Genomic DNA, 2,308 nt, shown 5'->3' on the forward strand with positions numbered 1-2,308 from the left:
GCCATCTTCCACCAAGTCTGAGATTAGAACGCTGTAACGGGAGGGGGCGGGGGTGTTTTTTTTGGCTTCCTGGGTAGCCAGGAGAACAGCCACCACCTGCTCGGGCATCCGCTCGATGGCAGCTTTTAGCTCCTGTATTTGCGACTCCAGACGCTCAAGGTAGTGCTGCACTGCTTCGCTCATAGCTGCCCCAGTTTTCGACTACCTTCATTGAAAAAGGCAAATTTCGGATCCCCTCTTCTTCCCCCAGATCATTTAACGATTGCTTCCGGGAGGTGTTCCCCGAAACTCCTGGGTTCTCTCACAAGCCACAATTGAGGTGTGCATTTTCCGGAGATTTTGGTTTTCCGGTTACCCATTTCCCAAGCAAAAATCTCTGCAGATGCAGGATGCTGTTCAGGGATCCCGACCGCGGGGCTATACCTTGCCGGTTTTCGCCGTTGCTTCGGCCAGAGCTGCTCTTCACCACCTTCTGGGGATCCCTTTGGAGAAGGAAGGGGGGCGCTTGGTTGTTGCGGTGCAGGCTGAGCCCCGGTCCCTTGAGGCTCGGATCCGGATCCCAGTGGAGCAGGTAGCTGCCTTGGAGAAGACAACAGCTCTGGCCATTACCCGCTCGGATCCCGGCCCCCACCTGGATCTCACCCGCGACACACCGGTCTGGGCTTGGGTGAGGTTGGAGGAGAGGGATCCCGAGGATCCCCCCTTGATCTTGGAAGCCGGGGAAGGGCTGGGGCGACGCACCGATGGCAGCCCGGCCATTTATGCCTATGCCCGCCGTTTGTTTGAGATCAATCTTTTGCCCGGGATCCCAGAGGGCTGCCGCCTGCGGGTGCGCATCATTTTGCCGGAAGGAAAGCTCCTGGCGGAGCGCACCTCCAATGCCGCTTTTGGGGTGCTGGAAGGGCTGGCCCTGTTGGGAACGCGGGCGGAGGTGGAGCCTTCCTCAAGTGTTGAGAGCTTAGAGCAAGCCCGCCAAGAGCTGCAACAAAAGTTGGAGCGGCACAAGCATTTGATCTTTTGCGTGGGCAGCCATGGGCAGCAGGTGGCGCTGCGGCAAGGGATCCCGGAAGACCAGATCCTGCGAGTAGCCAATTGGATAGGGCCGTTGCTGGTGGAAGCGGCGCTGCGGGGGGCGGAGTCCATTCATTTGATCGGCTACCACGGCAAGCTGATCAAGCTGGCAGGGGGGATCTTCACCACTTCCAGCCACGTGGCCGATGCCCGCTTGGAAATTCTGGCGGCAGCCCTGATCCGGCGTGGGGGAACGGCAGAACAGGCGCGGCAGGTGTTGGAGTTGCGGACAGTAGAGGCAGCGGTGCACTATCTGGATGGCCTTGGCTGGGCAGCACCCGTGATGGAGGAGTTGGCCCGTCAAATCCTGGAGCGAGCCGCAGGCTATGTGCAAAAGTATGCCGGTCGATCCCTGCTGTTGGCGGTGACGTTGTTCGACCGACAGGGGCAAATCTGCGCCCAGGTGGGGATCCCATAATGAGGTCATTTCGATTGAGACGAGGACATTGCAATCCCCCCGGATCCTCAACCATTTTTCTCCCGAAGTGTCTTAAGCGCTCCGTGCCGCCAAAGGCAACCACCCCCGGCTCCTCTCCCTTTAGTCCGTGCTCCAAAAGTCAATCCCTCTGCTCGAAACCCGCTGAGCAACGGTGGATCCCGGCCAAGACCACATAGGAGAGCGTTACGGCTGAGGAAGCAGATCCACTTTCCCAGCCACTGCCAATCAGACTCAGGTTGGCACTAGGATCCCACACCTAGTTCCCGGAGATGTTGACACTATCCACCTGCCAGCGAGTGGCCGAGCCGGAAGCTGTACCAGAAGAGCGATAGCGGAAGGCAATGTAAACACGGTTGGAAGGCTGGATCCCAGCCAGAGAAATCGGGCCGGAGTCGACGAAGCTGCCCGTAGAGAGAGTGGGAATCGTCAGAGCAGTCCAAGTGGCTGCATTCACTGCCGCTGGAGTGCCTGCACCGCTGTAGTTGGTGGAGTAAAGAACGCTTAGTTGTTGCGAAGGAGGAAGGCCGTTATCGCTAAAAGAACTCCGATTGCGGAAGGTCAGAACTGGGTTGCTGACGGAAGCCAGGTTCAGAGGAGGAGTGATCAGCCAGTCATTACCCGGTTGCTGACCGTTGAAAGCGTTGGCCTCGGCAAGGGAGTTGACACAACGCCAGGAACGACTGGTGTCGCCGTCCACATCCACAATCTGCCAGCCGGCTGGAGCAGGGTTGCAGTTATCAAAGCCTTCAGTCAAAGGCAGGTTAACGGAAGGAGGAGTTGGTGTCGGTGTGGGCGTCG

General features: G+C 58.6%; 2 protein-coding genes and 1 pseudogene. 1 reads left to right on the forward strand and 2 read right to left on the reverse strand.

Features of this window, described 5'->3' with window-relative positions; genetic code table 11:
- Positions 1–183, reverse strand: a pseudogene (locus NW837_RS09715) (hypothetical protein); the annotation flags it as partial.
- 199 nt (positions 184–382) lie between these two features.
- Here NW837_RS09715 and cbiD point away from each other — a divergent pair.
- Positions 383–1,489 carry a cobalt-precorrin-5B (C(1))-methyltransferase CbiD gene (gene cbiD, locus NW837_RS09720; protein ID WP_414331085.1) on the forward strand — a complete coding sequence of 369 codons (1,107 nt, stop codon included), beginning with the start codon at positions 383–385 and terminating at the stop codon, positions 1,487–1,489.
- Between the two features lie 277 nt (positions 1,490–1,766).
- Here cbiD and NW837_RS09725 read toward each other — a convergent pair.
- A partial coding sequence (locus NW837_RS09725) for a choice-of-anchor J domain-containing protein (protein WP_414331088.1) occupies positions 1,767–2,308 on the reverse strand: 542 nt, incomplete at its 5' end.

It is taken from the genome of Synechococcus sp. R6-10 (assembly GCF_047461815.1).
Lineage (GTDB): Bacteria > Cyanobacteriota > Cyanobacteriia > Thermostichales > Thermostichaceae > Thermostichus.

Excerpts from the sequence above, each read along its gene's own strand:
- cbiD (WP_414331085.1), top strand. The coding sequence starts at position 383 with ATGCAGGATGCTGTTCAGGGATCCCGACCGCGGGGCTATACCTTGCCG.